Origin of the sequence: Streptomyces purpureus (assembly GCF_014648195.1) — a bacterium.
GTDB lineage: Bacteria > Actinomycetota > Actinomycetes > Streptomycetales > Streptomycetaceae > Streptomyces > Streptomyces purpureus.
Genome location: NZ_BMQQ01000003.1, coordinates 30935 through 45349 on the forward strand (window position 1 = coordinate 30935; position 14415 = coordinate 45349).

The following is a 14415-nucleotide window of genomic DNA, read 5'->3' on the forward strand; positions in this document are numbered from 1 at the left end:
CGGTCTTGGACTGTCCGGCGGGGACGTCGTCGATGGTGACGACGACGGTGTCGAGGAGGCCGCCGCCGTCGTCGCGGAAGTTGACGGCGATGGTGTAGTCGGCGGTGGATGCGGCGGGGTTGGTGGCGGTGATCTCGGCGGTGGTGCGGTCGCCGTCGGCGCGGGCCGGGCCGGCCTTGACGTCGCCCTTGGCGTCGATGCCGTCGGTGACCTCGGCCATCTTGGACGCGGCGGCGGCGGTGGCGGAGGCGACGACGTCCACGGCCTGCTGCCGCTCCTCCTCGGTACAGGCGGCCAGGGCGGTGACGGCGAGGAGGACGGCTGAGGCGGCGGTGCGGCGGGGGGGCATACGGTCCACGGTGCGCGGCGGCGGGGGCGGCCGCCATCCGGGCGGGGCCGTCTCACGTACGCCACTCAAGAACGCCCATGTGAGCGGCGCCGTGAGCCTCAGCGGGGGCCGAGATCACCGCACCCGGACAATGGGCCGGGCAATGCAGACGCGTCGCCCCATGCCGGGGCGCTACCGCTCGGCCAGCATCAGCGCGAGAGGACCGGCCGGCAGGAGGAAGCGGCCTTCCTTCGCCGCTTCGATCGCTTCGTGCAAGGGCCACCACGAGAGCTTGAAGTCGACCTCCGTGGGGGTGAGCTCCTGCGGGCCGACCGTGAGACCCCTGGCCTCGAAGAGGTGTACGCGGGCAGTCGAGCCGAGAGTGATGGCGTAGGTGCCGAGCTCCGTGAGCTCGCCGCCGAAGACGTCGATGCCGTGCTGGGCATCTACGGCGACCCCAAGGCCACGGAGCACCTGAGTTTCGAGCCACGCAGCCGAGACCAAGTGCAGCAGATCGTAGATCGCTCCATGGCCTCCGCCGTGATCCAGCCTCGCAACGAGTTCGCGCTTGGCGTGATCGAGCGGGGGACGGGAGCGCTGGTCGGATTCGGTCGATTGGCGATGGACCCCCACCAGCCCCGAGCAGCCACTTTCGGGTTCGCGCTCCGTCCGAGCGCGTGGGGCTTGGGCTACGGTGCAGAGCTCGTCGCGCTGCTCCTCGGCCTCGCCTTCGATGATCTCGGACTGCACCGGGTGTGGGGGGCGCGCTCCCCTCTGAACGAAGCGTCAGCGCGGACCATGGCGAAGGTCGGCATGGTCGAGGAGGGGCGCATCCGAGAGCACATCGAAAAGGCCGGCGTGTGGCGTGACTCAGTGGTCCACTCCATCCTCGAACGGGAGTGGGACTCTCAGCGCCACATGTATGACCTGTCGATCGAAAACGACCGAACATAGGACGAACAGACGACCGGGTGAGGAGAGGTGACCTGTCCGCCGCACGCTCGTCGTCCGTTACGGCACGTACGCCGGGGCCGGCACACGTACCTCACGTGCCTCAGGGGCGGCAGGTGGCTCTCACGTACGGCAGGTCCGGGTCGCGTACGTGGGTGAGAGGGCCGGCGGCGCGCAGGAGGACGTCGAGGACGCGGTCGGGTTCGGCGGTGTAGCTGTGGGCGAACCACGCCATGTTGGCCTCGACGACGGCCCAGTGGCCGTCGGTGAGACGGCCGATGTCGACGCAGACGGCGCTGGGCAGTGTCTTGGCGGTGGCGCCGAGGAGTTCGCGGGCGAAGGCGTGGGCGCCGGTGTCCAGGGGGCCGGGGTCGAGCCGTCCGTGGGTGGCGTAGCGGCTGCCTGCGGCGACCTCGCCGTCGAGGGCGAAGAGGCGGTACTCGGCCGCGAACTCCACCGGGTCGCTGATCAGGACGGCGGTGTCGGCGTCGAGGTGGCGGGGGAGCCGGGAGCCGTCGGCGTGGAGGGCGGCCGGGAGGTCCTCGATCTTCGCGGACGGGGGCTTCACGAAGGCGGGCCCGGTGAGCGCGCGGGCCTCGTCGAGCGTGGTGAGCCGGATGCGGCGCCGGGTCAGGTCGTACGGGACGGTGGTGAGCCAGTCGTCGGCGGGTTCGAGCAGTCCGAGGCCGAGGCGGGCGGCGGCGCGGTCGGCGGCGAGGGGTCCTCCGTACCAGTACACCCTCGTGCCGGTGGCCTGCTCGACGGAGCCGACGACGGTGTGGCCGCGCCAGGCGGCGGCCTGGCCGAGGAGTTCGGCGGTGGTGGTGCGCGGCGGGTGGAGCAGGAGGGTGGGCCCGGTGCCGTGGTTCATGGCACCGAGCGTAGGGAGCGGCGGATGGGCCTCGCTCAGGTTTTCGGGCCGGGGTACGTGCCGGGGGTCGGGGGCCGGCCCCGCGGGGCGCGGGTGGCGGTGGCGTCCCTGGTGTGGTCGGTGAAGGTGGTGTCGGTGGCCAGGGCCCAGATGACGAAGACCGAGAGGGCCATGGCGAAGATGGCCCAGACGGGGTGGTAGGGCAGCCACAGGAACTGTTCGACGATGTGGAGTGCGGCGAGGGCGATGCCCAGGGCGCGCCCCCACTCCTTGCCGGTGAGGATGCCCCAGCCGGCGACGGCGATCACGATGCCCAGGACGAGGTGGATGACGCCCCAGGCGGTGAGGTTGAAGGCGAAGACGTAGTCGCCGATGCGGGTGTAGACGTCGTCCTTGGCGATGGCGGCGATGCCCTGGATGACGTCGAGGATGCCCACGACCGTCATGAGGACGCCGGCGAAGAGGGTGCCGCCGGCCGCCCAGCCGGTGGTGGCGGGTGAGGGGCCGGGGGCGCCGGGAGGCGGGGAGGGTGCGGTGTTCTGGGTCATGGATTCATCGTGGTGGCGATGGTCCAGGACCGAACGTTCAGCTGGACCGTGTGGGTGAGCCCGGGGAGTCGAGGGAACTCAGGAAGGCGGCGAGGGCGGTGTTGAACTCCTTGGGGCGTTCGAGGTTCGGCAGGTGGGCCGCGCCGTCGACGACGACGAGGGTGGAGTCGGGGAGGGCGGCGTGCATGGCCTCGGCCTCGGCGACGGGGGTGTAGGTGTCGTCGCGGCCGACGACGACGAGGGCGGGGACGGTGACGCGGGTCAGCAGGTCGCGATAGTCGGGGCGTTCGGCACGGCCGCGCAGGGCGGCGGCGGCGCCCTCGGGGGAAGTGGCCAGCATCATGCGGTGGACGTGCGGGGCGGCGTGCGTGTTGTACGGGGCGACCATGCGGTCGAGGACCTCGTCGGCGTAACCGCGCATGCCCTCGGCGAGGAGCCGGTCGGCCGTCGCCACGCGGGCGGCCTTGCCGTCGGGGGTCTCGGCGGCGGGTGAGGTGTCGGCGAGGATCAGGCCGCGGATGCGGTCGGGGAAGGCGCGGTAGCACTCCATGGCGATCTGGCCGCCCATGGACAGTCCGCCGAGGACGAAGCGGTCCACGCCGAGGTGGTCGAGGAGCGCCTCGATGTCGGCGGCGAACCGGGAGAGCGGGGTGATGCCGGGGACGACGGTGGTGGCGCCGTAGCCCCGCAGGTCGGGGGTGATGACGCGGTGGGTGGCGGTGAACGCGTCGCGCTGGGGCTGCCACATGGTGCGGTCGAAGGGGTGGCCGTGGATGAGGACGAGGGCGGGGCCGGTGCCGTCGTCGTCGTAGCCGGTGGTCACGTGGTCGTCGGTGAGCGCGGAGGGCATGGTCGGAGGCTAGGCAGCGCCAACTCCTCGGTGCAATACGATCATTTGCTCTCGGTGCAATGTGGACCGGTGCGCGATGGCGGCCGGGGAGGGGGGCGCGGGTGGATTACCGGGACATCGCCGACAGGGTGGCGGGGGCGATCGCGGGCGGGCGGCTGAAGCCCGGTGACCGGCTGCCGCCGCAGCGCGTGTTCGCGCGCCGCCACCGGATCGCGCCGTCCACCGCGATCCGGGTGTACGGCGAGCTGGCCCGGCGAGGGCTGGTGGTGGGGGAGGTCGGCCGGGGCACGTTCGTCCGGGCGGCGCCGCCGCTGCCGGGTCCGGCGCTGGCTGAGGCGTCCGGGCTCGCGCCGGTCGATCTGCAGCTCAACTATCCGGTGGTGGCGGGGCAGTCGGAGCTGATGGAGCGGGCGTTGGGGGCGCTGGCGCGGCCGGATGTGCTGGCCGAGGCGGGCCGGCCGGCGGCGGCCGTCGGTACGCCGGGGGCGCGGGAGGCGGCGGCGGGGGTGCTGGCCCGCTCCGGCTGGCGGCCCGACCCGGACCGGGTCCTGTTCGCGGGCAACGGCCGGGCCGCGATCGCGGCCGCGGTCTCCTGCCTCGTACCGCCCGGGGGGCGTCTGGGTGTCGAGGCGTTGACATATCCGCTGGTGAAGGCGGTGGCGGAGCGGCTGGGGGTACGGCTGGTGCCGATCGCGATGGACGGGGAGGGGATGCGGCCGGACGCGCTGGCGGCGGCGCACCGGGCGGCGCCGCTCGCGGCGGTGTATCTGCAGCCGAGTCTGCACAATCCGCTCTCGGTGACGGCGGGTGACGCGCGGCGGGCCGAGTGGGCTCACAAGCTACGGGAGTTGGGGCTCACCGCGATCGAGGACGCGACCTGGGGGTTTCTGCACCCGGGCTCCCCCACGCCGCTGGCCGCGTACGCCCCGGAGCGCACGGTCTTCCTCGACAGCCTCTCCAAGCGGCTGTCGCCGGGGCTCACGGTCGGCTATCTCGTGGCCCCGGAGGCCGGCCGGGAGCGGCTGGCCGAGGCGCTGCGTTCGGGGGCGTGGACGGCGGCGGGGTTTGCGCTGGCGGCGGCCACGCGGTGGGCCGGGGACGGCACGGTCGCGGAGGTGGTGGCGGCGAAGCGGGCGGATGCGGCGGCCCGCCAGGAGCTGGTGCTGCGGCATCTGGGCGGCTTCGACATCGCCACCGACCCGCGCGCCTACTACTGCTGGTGGCGGCTGCCGGCGCCGTGGCGGGCGGAGACGTTCGTCGCGGCGGCGGCGGAGCGGGGGATCGCGGTCACGCCCGGCGCGGCGTTCGCGGTGGGGTCGGGGCGGGCGGCGGACGCGGTCCGGATCGGTCTGGCGTCGCCGCCGCGTCCGGTGCTGGCGCAGGCGCTGGATCGGCTGGCGGTTCTCGCCTCCTCCGATTCCCTTGCCTCCGGCATTCTGGATGTCTAATATCCAGGACCATGAGGATGAACGAGGGCGTGGAGTGGGCGCTGCACAGCTGCCTCAACCTCGCCTGGATCGGCGGTGAGCGGGCGGTCACGGCCGCCCGGCTCGCGGCCTACCACGAGCTGCCCGCCGCGTACCTGAACAAGCAGCTCCAGGCCCTCTCCCGGGCCGGGATCGTCAGCTCGGTCTCCGGCCCCAAGGGCGGGTTCCGGCTGGCCAGGCCGCTGGACCGGATCACACTGATGGATGTGGTCACCGCCATCGAGGGGCCGGAGGAGGCGTTCCGCTGCACGGAGATCCGCCGACAGGGCCCGGGCGCGGCCCCGGCGGGCCCGGACGCCCCCAGGTGTGCGATCGCCGGAGCGATGGGTAAGGCCGAACTGGCCTGGCGCCGCGCGCTGGCGGACCAGACCCTCGACGACGTACGGGAACGGGCGGAGGCGCAGGCGCCGGGAGCGCCGGACCGTATCCGCCGGTGGTTCGCGGGCATGTGACGGCGGACAGCTGACGACTGACTGCGGACAGCGGATGACAGCTGACAACTGACCGCCATTGACCGACCGCTGACGACCGACAGCTGACAGCTGACGACTGACAACCAGGCACTGACCATCGACGGCCCCTGCCACCCAGGGGCCCTTTCCAGGGGGTAATTCTGGATGCCAAATGTCCAGATAAAGCGACGCGGCAGCGGTGACGTCCGGGCCTCGGCGGGCGGATGGCCGGCCGTCGGCGCCGTCACGCTCGGCATTTTCACCGTGATGACGGCCGAGCTGCTGCCTGTCGGCCTGCTCACCCCGGTCGGCGCCGCACTCGGCGTCTCGGCGGGGACGGCCGGCCTCATGGTCACCGTCCCCGGCCTGGTCGCCGCGGCCGCCGCGCCGCTGATCGCCGCCCGCGCCGGGGCGCTCGACCGGCGGACCCTGCTCGGAGCGCTGATGGCGCTGGTGGCCGTCGCCAACCTCGCTTCGGCCGTGGCCGGTTCCTTCGCTCTCGTGCTCGGGGCGCGGGTTCTGCTCGGTGTGGCCATCGGCGGCTTCTGGGCCCTCGCGGGCGGCCTCGCGACCCGCCTCGTCCCGCCCGCCCGGACGGCTCGCGCCACCGCCGTCATCTTCGGCGGCGTCTCGGCGGCCTCGGTCCTGGGCGTCCCCGCCGCCACGCTCGCGGCGGACGCCACGAGCTGGCGATGGGCGTTCGCGGGTGTCGGGGCGCTGGCGCTGATCGCACTCGGCTGTCTTCTGACGCTGCTGCCACGCCTGCCGGGGGCCACGAGCACGGGCACGGGGGCAGGCAGGCGCGCGGGAGGCCCCGGCCGGGGCCCTTGGGCGGCGGCCTGGGGGAATCGTCGGGTGCGGGTCGGGGCGGCGGTCACGTTCTTGCTGGTCACCGGGCACTTCACGGCGTACTCCTTCGTCCGGCCGCTGCTCGCCGACGTCTCCGGCGTGCCCGACCGGTGGGTCGGACCGCTCCTCCTCGGCTACGGGGCCGCGGGGCTCGTCGGGAACTTCCTCGCCGGGGGCCCGGCCGCCCGGCGCCCCCGGCGGGTCCTCGTCCTCATCGGCGCCGCCCTGACGGCGGTTCTCGGCGGGTTCGCCCTGGCCGGGGGCATCACCGTGGCCGGGGCCGGGCTGCTGCTCGGCTGGGGGCTGGCGTATGGCGGTGTGTCCGTAGGGCTCCAGTCCTGGTTCCTGCGCGCCGCCCCGGACGCGGCCGAGACAGCCACAGGGCTGTACGTGTGCGTCTTCTGTCTCTCCCTCGCGCTCGGCGCGCTCATCGGCGGGCCGCTCGTCGACACGTTCGAGGCGTCCGCCGTCCTGTGGGCGGGCGCCGCACTGACCCTGGCCGCCGCCGTGGTGGCCGCTCTCTTCGGAAGGAAGCACCACGCATGAACGACCGGCGCACCCTCACCAACCCGGCCGGCCTGCACGACCCGGCCCCCTTCGGCTACAGCCATGTCGCCGCCGCCCGCGGCGAGATGGTCTTCATCGCGGGGCAGTACGCCTCCGACTCGACCGGCGCCGTCGTCCCGGGGGACTTCGCCACCCAGGTGGAGCGGAGCTTCGAGAACCTGCGCACCGCCCTCGCCGCGGAGGGCCTCGGCTTCGAGCATGTCGTACGGCTCGGCACGTTCGTCGTCGACCACGATCTCGCGAAGCTGGAGATCCTCGGCAAGGCGCTGCACGCGGCCTGGGGCGAGCGGCTGCCGGCACAGACGCTGAGCGGGGTGGCCGCGCTGGCGCTGCCGGGGATGCTCTTCGAGATCGACGCGATCGCCGTACGCCCGCCACGGGGCTGAGGCCTCGGGGCCTCCGGTTGCGCGGGGGCCGTACGTGGGTGTGCCCTGGATGGAGGTGAGAGTGGCTGGGGGGCGAGAGTGAAGGAGCTCCTGCCATGGCCGCACACGCAGCGATACCCGCGAGGCAGCGAGGCCGGCGGAGCCGTCCGGTCCGGGACGTGCGGCGGCACGGGTCGCTGGGCTGGTCGATCCCGCTGACACTGGCCGTGATCTACGGCTTCTACACGTCCTTCCTCCAGCGCAGCGGCGGCCCCATCACTTGGGGCCAGGTCGGGTTCGGTTTCCTCTGCGCGGCCATCCTGGGCGGGCTGTGCTATCTCCTCGGCCGTACGCAGCACCTGCTCCCGCGCGGGTGGCGGGCGACGGCGTACGGGGTGCTGGCGGGCAGCGCGATCGGGTTCCTGGCCGGGCTGGCCGACCGCAGCATCCTCACGGCGTCTTCGTACGGGGCGATCATCGCGGCCGGGGTGTTCTGCGCGGCGTTCTACGTCTTCTACACGCGGGAGTGAGGGCACGCGGAGGGCCGAGAAGGGCCCTGCGGGGACGGGAGCTCCCGCAGGGCCCTTCCCATGTCAGTGCGGGGCTTGCGGGTCCCGTATCCCCGCCGCTTCCAGTGCCGCCTGCGCCGCCGCCGTGATGCGGGTGACGTCGGTGCGTTCGGCCGGGGGCAGGGGGGCCGAGGCGCTGCCGCGCAGGGCGGCGGCGGTGCGCAGGAGGAGCAGGGCGCGGGTGGGGCGGCCGGTGAGGACTTCGGCGCCGGCGAGTCCCTCCAGGGCCAGGGCGCGGGCGCGCGGGTCACCCACCGCACGGGCCACCGCGAGGGACCGCAGGTGCAGAGCGCGGGCGGCGGGGCCGTCGCCGCGGAGCTCGGCCACGAAGCCCAGCTCGGCCAGGATCAGATGGTTGCCCTGCTCCGAGGAGACCCGCGCGTACCAGTCGGCGATCCGGTGGAGCAGCCGCTCGGCCTCCTCCAGCTGTCCGGCGCGGCGCGCGCCGAGCGCGAGACCCATCTCGGCGTAGATCTCGCCCCATTTGTTGCCGTGTTCGGCGGCCGTGCGCAGTGCCCGGCCGTGCAGTTCGGCCGCCCGGTCCCAGTCCCCGGCGAGCAGCGCGAGCCGGCCGAGTCCGGAGAGCCGGGCCGAGACCTGAGCCGCGAGGCCGAGGTCTTGGGCGAGCCGCAGGCCGTCCTCGTGGCGGCGGGTCGCCTGCCCGTAGTCGCCGTTGATCTCGGCGAGCGCGGCCAGTGGCGCCACCGCCTGCAACTCGCCCCATTTGTCGCCGAGTTCCCGGAAGATCCGGACGGCTTCGTGACCGTGCCGGCCCTGCGCCGCCACGTCGCCCCGCAGGAGTGCCTGCGCGGACCGCAGCGCGTGCGCGGCGGCCTGGGTCCACCGGTCGGCGGCCGCCGCGGGCTCGGCCACCGCCGCCACGAGCCGCTCGCTCTCCGCGAGGTCGCCGGTGTAGTAGTGCCCGTACGCGACGAGCCAGCGGGCCCGCGCCCGGGCGGCCGGGTCCTCGATCGTGGCGTACACCTCGGGCGCGAGGGCCGTCTTCTCGCCGCACAGCAGCGCGAACGCCGCCTCCATGGCCCGTACTTCCCCGCTCGCGCCGGGTTCGCTCGCCGCGCGGGCGAACCATCGGCGGCCTTCGCGCAGCCGGCCGGACAGCAGCCAGTACCAGGCCAGCGCCACCGCGAACGGCCCCGGATCCGGCTCGGCGGCCGCCCGCAGGTTCGCCGCCTCGGCGTCCAGCCGCCGCAGCCATCCGTGCTGGCCGTCGTCGCATTGACCGCCGTCGCATTGACCGCCGTCGAGCCGGGCACCGTCGTGCCGGGCACCGTCGAGCCGGGCCTCACCGCGCAGGGCGCCGTCGAGTGGGCAACCGTCGAGCCGGCCGCCATCGAGCCGGGCCTCACCGCGCTGGCCGCCGTCGAGTGGGCAACCGTCGAGCCGGGCCTCACTGCGCTGGCCGCCGTCGTGCCGGGCCCCGCTGCCCAAGCCTTCCGCGCGCAGATCCCCACCCCGCAGGCCCCCTTCCCCCACGCCCCCGCCGCGCAGCCCCTCGCCGGCCGCTTCGGCGAGGGACAGGTAGAACGCGCGGTGCCGGGCCCGTACGGCGTCCTCGTCGGCGACATCCCTCAGCCGCTCCAGCGCGTACGCGGCGACCGACTCCAGCAGCCGGTAGCGCTCCCCCGAGCGGACCACCAGCGACCGGTCCACCAGCCTGGACAGAAGCTCCACGACATCCTCGCGGGGTACGCCGTCGCCCCCGCAGACGGCCTCCGCCGCGCCGAGGGTGCAGCCGTCGCGGTGTACGGCGAGTCTGCGCAGCACGATCCGTTCCGGTACGGACAGCAGCTCCCAGCTCCAGTCGATCATGGCCCGGAGCGTCTGCTGGCGCGGCGGCGCACCGCGCTGACCGTTGGTGAGCAGCCGGAACCGGTCGCCGAGGCGCGCCGCGAGCGCGCGGGTGCCCAGGGCCCGTACCCGTGTCGCGGCCAGTTCCAGGGCGAGTGGGATGCCGTCCAGGCGGCGGCAGATCTCCGCCACGTCGTCGGTGGTGCCGGGGCCGAGGGTGAAACCGGGGTCGGCGGCGGTTGCGCGGGCCGCGAAGAGCCGTACCGCGTCCTCGGGGGCCAGCGGCTCGACCGGCCACACCGTCTCGCCTGGCAGGCCGAGGGGTTCCTGGCTGGTGGCGAGGACCCGCAGGCCGGGGGCGGTGCGCAGCAGGTGGACGGTGAGCTCGGCGGCCTCGGCGACGACGTGCTCACAGTTGTCGAGGACGAGCAGCGCGTCGCGGCCGCGCAGCGCTGCGGCCAGCCGCTCGGCGGCTGCGACGGGCGTTCCGGGGGAGAGCGGGCCGGCGGCGTCGTCCCGGACTCCGAGCGCGGCGGCCACGGTCTCCGCGAGGTCCGCGCCCCTGCCGTGGCCGGCCAGCTCCACGAACCACACCCCGTCGTCGTACGCGGCCTCGTATGCGGTCTCCACCGCGAGGCGGGTCTTGCCCACCCCGCCGGCCCCGACGAGGGTCACCAGGCGTGCCTCCCGCAGCAGCCGGGCGGTCGCCTCGACGTCCCGCTCCCGCCCGACGAGCCGCGTCAGCGGCGTGGGCAGCGCGGCGGGACGGGGGGCGGGGACGGGGACAGCGGGCCCGGCGGCGGGACCGGCAGGATCGTCGGGCGGGAGGTCACCGCGGAGGATCGCGGTGTGCAGGGCGGCCAGTTCGGGGCCCGGGTCCACGCCCAGTTCCTCGGCGAGGCGGGTGCGCAGGTCCTCGTAGGAGTGCAGGGCGTCGGCCTGGCGGCCCGCGCCGGTCAGGGCGCGCAGCTGGGTGGCGCGCAGGCGTTCGCGCAGGGGGTGGCGGGCGACCAGGGCCGTCAGTTCGGGGGCGAGGGTGGCGTGTTCACCCAGGGCCAGGCGGGCCTCGGCCAGGTCTTCCAGAGCGGTGAGGCGTTCCTCTTCGAGGCGGCGTGCGCCTTCCCGTACGAACGGCTCGTCGGCGACGTCCTCGTACGCCGCCCCCCGCCACAGCGCCAGCGCCTCGCCGAGCAGGGCGGCCCGCGGCGCCGGGTCGGGGGTGTGGCGGGCCCGGGCGAGCAGGGCGCGGAAGCCGGTCGCGTCCAGCTCGTCCTCGGCCAGGAGGAGGCGGTAGCCGGTCGGGCCGTGCACGACGCGGTCGCGGCCGAGGGCGCGGCGGAGCTGGGAGACCTTGGCCTGGAGGGCGTTGGCGGGCCGGCCGGGCAGGTCCTCGCCCCACAGGTCGTCCAGGAGGCGGTCGGCGGAGACCGGGCGCCCCTCGTGCAGCAGCAGGGCGGCCAGGAGCGCGCGGACCTTCGGCTCGGCGACCCGGACGGGTTCCCCCGCCGCGTCCCACACCGCCAGCGTCCCCAGCACCCCGTACCGCATGGGGAAACCGTATCCGCCGCCCGTCCGTCAGCGGGTCATCAGCCCCCCGTCAGCGGCCCGGCGCAGAGTCGTTCCTGTCAGCGGACAACGAACGACGAACTCACCGCACAGGAGCCGGACATGAGCATGTACTCGGGCAAGAAGGCCGTCATCGTCGGCGGCACCATGGGCATGGGCCTCGCCATCGCCAAGCGTCTCGTCGAGGGCGGCGCGGAGGTCCTCGTCACCGGCCGCAACCCGCGGAACCTGAAGGACGCGCAGGCCGAGCTGGGTCCCGCCGCGCACGTCGTCCCCTCCGACCTGTCCGACATGGCCGCCGTACGGGCCCTGCCGGGGCTCGTCGAGGAGAAGCTGGGCCGGGTCGACCATCTCTTCGTCAACGCGGGCATCGCCGAACTGGCCCCGATCCCGCTGGTCACCGAGGAGCAGTACGACAAGATGCTCACGGTGAACCTGAAGGGCCCGTACTTCACCGTGCAGGGGCTGATGCCGCTGCTCGCCGACGGCGGCTCGGTGGTCTTCACGACCTCCGTCGCCGATGTCACGGGTACGGCGGGGATGAGCGTGTACGCGGCGACGAAGGCGGGGCTGTGGTCGTTCGCCCAGGCGCTCGCCGCGGAGCTGGCCGGCCGGGGGATCCGTGTCAACGCGGTGTCGCCCGGGTACATCGACACCCCCGGCGGTGGGATCCAGGGGCTCACCGCGGAGGAGCACGAGGCGTTCAAGAAGGCCGGTGACGAGGCGACGCCGCTGCACCGGCACGGTACGGCCGACGAGGTGGCGCGGGCCGCGCTCTTCCTCGCCGTGGACGCCACCTTCACCACCGGGGTGAAGCTCGCCGTGGACGGCGGGCTGGTGCAGCAGCTGGTGGTGGCGTAGAGGGCCACGGGGGCCGACGGTCCGGGGCCCGGGGCCCAGGGCCCGGGGCCCGGCGAATCCGCAGGCCGGGCGAGGCCCGGAGTGCCGGAGGACCCGAGACCGACGGTCCCGGGGGCCAGGCGAACCCGGAGGCCGGGCGAGGCCCGGAGTGTCGGCGAGCCCGCGGCCCGGCGATTCCGGAGGCCGACTGTCCGGAGGCCGGGCGGGCCCGGAGGCCGACGGTCCGGGGGAGGGCCCAAGGCCGCCGGACCCGAGGCCGGTGGGCCGGGGACCCGGGCCCGGCGGGGCCTCCGGCCTAGGGCAGAAGTCCGAGGTCGCCCGTCTGGCGTCCCGCGGGTGACGGTCGGAGACTGGGTGGGGAGTCCATCCCCGACCCGGGACCCCATCATGAGCACAGCTACCGACCTGGCGATCGAGACGTCCGGGCTGGTCAAGGTCTTCGGCACCAACCGCGCCGTCGACGGGATCGACCTCCGTGTGCCCACCGGCACCGTCTACGGAGTCCTCGGCCCGAACGGCGCCGGCAAGACCACCGCCGTGAAGATGCTGGCCACACTGTTGCGGCCGGACGGCGGCGAGGCCCGCGTCTTCGGCAAGGACGTGGTGAAGGACGCCGACACCGTACGCGGCAGGGTGAGCCTGACCGGGCAGTACGCCTCCGTCGACGAGGACCTGACCGGCACCGAGAACCTCGTCCTCCTCGGCCGTCTCCTGGGCCACACGCGGCCCGCCGCGCGCGAGCGGTCCGCGCAGCTGCTGGAGGCCTTCGGGCTCTCCGAGGCCGCCGACCGTCAGGTGAAGAACTACTCCGGCGGTATGCGCCGCCGTATCGACATCGCCGCGTCCATCCTCAACACCCCTGACCTGCTCTTCCTCGACGAGCCGACGACGGGGCTCGATCCGCGCAGCCGCAATCAGGTGTGGGACATCGTCCGCGCGGTCGTCTCCCAGGGCACGACGGTGCTGCTGACCACGCAGTACCTCGACGAGGCCGACCAGCTGGCGTCCCGTATCGCGGTGATCGACCACGGGAAGGTGATCGCCGAGGGCACCAAGGGCGCGCTGAAGGCGTCGGTGGGCTCGGGGTCCGTGCACGTACGGCTCCGGGAGCCGGAGCAGCGTCCGCATGCCGAGCGGGTGCTGGCCGCCGCGCTCAACGCGGACGTACAGCTCGATCCGGACCCGGTGGCGCTGACGGCCACCGTCAACGGCCACGGCACCGACCTCGGCGCCGCAGAGCAGGCGGCGCGGGCCCTCGCCGAGCTGGCCAGGGCCGGGATCACCGTCGACAACTTCGGCCTGGGGCAGCCGAGCCTGGACGAGGTCTTCCTCGCCCTGACCGACAGCCGCGCCACGCCGGCGAATGTGACGCACACGCAGGACACAGCGGAAGAGACGAAGGGAACGACGGCATGAGCACCGTCGCCACCACCAAGGAGAACCAGGCGGCCGACGCCCTCGCCTTCGAGGCGCCGAAGGCCGACGAACTGGCCGCCCTGCTCGTCGGCCAGGTGCGTCCGCCGCGCCCGAGCGCCCTGTCGGCGTCGCTGACGTTCGGCTGGCGGGCCATGCTCAAGATCAAGCATGTGCCGGAGCAGCTGTTCGACGTGACCGCGTTCCCGATCATGATGGTGCTGATGTACACGTACCTCTTCGGCGGGGCGCTCGCCGGGTCCGTCTCGGCGTACATCCAGTTCCTGCTGCCGGGCATCCTCGTGATGAGCGTCGTGATGATCACGATGTACACCGGGGTGTCGGTCAACACCGACATCGAGAAGGGTGTCTTCGACCGCTTCCGTACGCTGCCGATCTGGCGCCCGGCGCCGATGGTCGGGTATCTCCTCGGCGATGTGGTGCGCTATCTGATCGCCTCGGCGGTGATGCTCACGGTCGGCATCGCGATCGGCTACCGCCCCGACGGCGGGGTGGTGGGGGTGCTGGCCGGGGTCGCGCTGCTGCTGGTGTTCTCGTTCGCGTTCTCGTGGATCTGGACGATGTTCGGGCTGATGCTGCGCAGCGAGAAGTCGGTCATGGGCGTCTCGATGATGGTGATCTTCCCGCTGACCTTCCTCAGCAACGTCTTCGTCGACCCGAGGACTATGCCGGGCTGGCTGCAGGCGTTCGTCAACAACAGCCCGGTGACCCATCTGTCCACGGCGGTACGGGAGCTGATGGCGGGGAACTGGCCGGCGGCCGACATCGCCTGGTCGCTGGGCTGGTCGGCGGTGTTCGTGCTGGTCTTCGGGGCGGTCACGATGCGGCTGTACAACCGGAAGTGACGCCGGGCGCCCCTGCGGGGCGGCAGCGGACGGGCGGACCCCGGACGGGCCGGTAGGATTCCC

15 protein-coding genes are annotated in these 14415 nt (G+C 73.9%); 9 read left to right on the top strand and 6 right to left on the bottom strand.

What is annotated here, in order from left to right; genetic code table 11:
* Both IEZ01_RS05640 and IEZ01_RS35990 read right to left on the bottom strand, forming a co-directional pair.
* Positions 1–349: hypothetical protein (locus IEZ01_RS05640; protein WP_229832723.1), on the bottom strand; the 349-nt coding region annotated here is incomplete at its 3' end.
* Between the two features lie 171 nt (positions 350–520).
* On the bottom strand, positions 521–802 hold the full coding sequence (locus tag IEZ01_RS35990; protein WP_019888010.1) for an NUDIX hydrolase: 282 nt from the start codon (positions 800–802) through the stop codon (positions 521–523).
* On the opposite strand from IEZ01_RS35990, the gene IEZ01_RS05650 reads away from it, so the two are divergent.
* Complete coding sequence (locus IEZ01_RS05650; protein ID WP_052185788.1) at positions 686–1282, top strand: GNAT family N-acetyltransferase; 597 nt, start codon at positions 686–688, stop codon at positions 1280–1282. The genes IEZ01_RS35990 and IEZ01_RS05650 overlap by 117 nt on opposite strands.
* A 100-nt stretch (positions 1283–1382) precedes the next feature.
* On the opposite strand, the gene IEZ01_RS05655 is transcribed toward IEZ01_RS05650, so the two are convergent.
* The 3 genes from IEZ01_RS05655 to IEZ01_RS05665 are packed head-to-tail and all read right to left on the bottom strand — an operon-like array spanning position 1383 to position 3548.
* Positions 1383–2150 (bottom strand): ATP-grasp domain-containing protein, encoded by a 768-nt coding sequence (locus IEZ01_RS05655; protein WP_189200256.1) that lies wholly within the window; start codon positions 2148–2150, stop codon positions 1383–1385.
* A 35-nt stretch (positions 2151–2185) separates the two neighbouring features.
* Complete coding sequence (locus IEZ01_RS05660) at positions 2186–2698, bottom strand: DUF7144 family membrane protein (RefSeq protein ID WP_019888004.1); 513 nt, start codon at positions 2696–2698, stop codon at positions 2186–2188.
* A 37-nt stretch (positions 2699–2735) separates the two neighbouring features.
* Positions 2736–3548 carry an alpha/beta fold hydrolase gene (locus IEZ01_RS05665; RefSeq protein WP_189200258.1) on the bottom strand — a complete coding sequence of 271 codons (813 nt, stop codon included), beginning with the start codon at positions 3546–3548 and terminating at the stop codon, positions 2736–2738.
* A gap of 59 nt (positions 3549–3607) precedes the next feature.
* Here IEZ01_RS05665 and IEZ01_RS05670 point away from each other — a divergent pair, with 59 nt between their 5' ends.
* From IEZ01_RS05670 to IEZ01_RS05690, 5 genes are all read left to right on the top strand, one after another.
* Complete coding sequence (locus IEZ01_RS05670; protein WP_189200260.1) at positions 3608–4996, top strand: aminotransferase-like domain-containing protein; 1389 nt, start codon at positions 3608–3610, stop codon at positions 4994–4996.
* A gap of 17 nt (positions 4997–5013) precedes the next feature.
* Positions 5014–5487 (top strand): RrF2 family transcriptional regulator, encoded by a 474-nt coding sequence (locus IEZ01_RS05675; RefSeq protein WP_019888000.1) that lies wholly within the window; start codon positions 5014–5016, stop codon positions 5485–5487.
* Between the two features lie 165 nt (positions 5488–5652).
* Positions 5653–6882, top strand: a complete 1230-nt coding sequence (locus IEZ01_RS05680; RefSeq protein ID WP_189200263.1) for an MFS transporter — start codon at positions 5653–5655, stop codon at positions 6880–6882.
* The gene (locus IEZ01_RS05685; protein WP_189200265.1) at positions 6879–7289 is read left to right on the top strand and encodes a RidA family protein; all 411 of its coding nucleotides are present in this window, start codon (positions 6879–6881) and stop codon (positions 7287–7289) included. The genes IEZ01_RS05680 and IEZ01_RS05685 overlap by 4 nt, the downstream gene beginning before the upstream one ends.
* Positions 7290–7384: 95 nt before the next feature.
* The gene (locus tag IEZ01_RS05690) at positions 7385–7798 is read left to right on the top strand and encodes a hypothetical protein (protein WP_019887994.1); all 414 of its coding nucleotides are present in this window, start codon (positions 7385–7387) and stop codon (positions 7796–7798) included.
* A gap of 63 nt (positions 7799–7861) precedes the next feature.
* On the opposite strand, the gene IEZ01_RS05695 is transcribed toward IEZ01_RS05690, so the two are convergent.
* Positions 7862–11194: an AfsR/SARP family transcriptional regulator gene (locus tag IEZ01_RS05695; RefSeq protein WP_019887992.1), complete on the bottom strand. Its 3333-nt coding sequence runs from the start codon at positions 11192–11194 to the stop codon at positions 7862–7864.
* A 120-nt stretch (positions 11195–11314) separates the two neighbouring features.
* On the opposite strand from IEZ01_RS05695, the gene IEZ01_RS05700 reads away from it, so the two are divergent.
* The 3 genes from IEZ01_RS05700 (at position 11315) to IEZ01_RS05710 (ending at position 14352) form a co-directional block, all read left to right on the top strand.
* Complete coding sequence (locus IEZ01_RS05700) at positions 11315–12073, top strand: SDR family oxidoreductase (RefSeq protein ID WP_019887990.1); 759 nt, start codon at positions 11315–11317, stop codon at positions 12071–12073.
* A gap of 387 nt (positions 12074–12460) precedes the next feature.
* Positions 12461–13489 (top strand): daunorubicin resistance protein DrrA family ABC transporter ATP-binding protein, encoded by a 1029-nt coding sequence (locus IEZ01_RS05705; RefSeq protein WP_019887988.1) that lies wholly within the window; start codon positions 12461–12463, stop codon positions 13487–13489.
* The gene (locus IEZ01_RS05710) at positions 13486–14352 is read left to right on the top strand and encodes an ABC transporter permease (protein ID WP_019887987.1); all 867 of its coding nucleotides are present in this window, start codon (positions 13486–13488) and stop codon (positions 14350–14352) included. Before IEZ01_RS05705 ends, IEZ01_RS05710 begins: the two co-directional genes overlap by 4 nt.
* Positions 14353–14415 lie beyond the last annotated feature (63 nt).